The 313-nt window shown below is 41.2% G+C and carries 1 pseudogene; it reads right to left on the bottom strand.

Going from position 1 to position 313, the window contains the following annotated elements:
• Positions 1-120 (bottom strand): annotated as a pseudogene (locus DDE80_RS15865) (IS5-like element ISLpl3 family transposase); the annotation flags it as partial.
• Positions 121-313: the final 193 nt, after the last annotated feature.

Raw genomic sequence — 313 nt, 5'->3', positions numbered from 1 at the left:
CATCGCATTGAACATCTCACGGTTACTTCGTTTCGAAGGACGACCGGTTGTGTACGGTGGGAAGAACCCTTCAATTTGTTTCCACTGTTCATCTGTTAATTCGTAACGACTTGGCGCCATTTCATCCACCCCATTTTCTGATTTACACCATTGTATCATGGGGTGGAAATAGTTTTTAGACAGAACCTAGTCATAGTGAATTAAAAGATTCGGGTAAAGGAATGAGCCAAACTATGACTAAAGGAAGAAAAACGACTGTAGAAGAACGCATTGATATCGCAAAAGCATGCCTAGCGAACGGAAAGAATTATCA

It is taken from the genome of Metalysinibacillus jejuensis (assembly GCF_003057615.1).
GTDB lineage: Bacteria > Bacillota > Bacilli > Bacillales_A > Planococcaceae > Metalysinibacillus > Metalysinibacillus jejuensis.
Note: the sequence above shows the minus strand (reverse complement) of the source record. Positions and strands in the feature narration are given on the sequence as shown.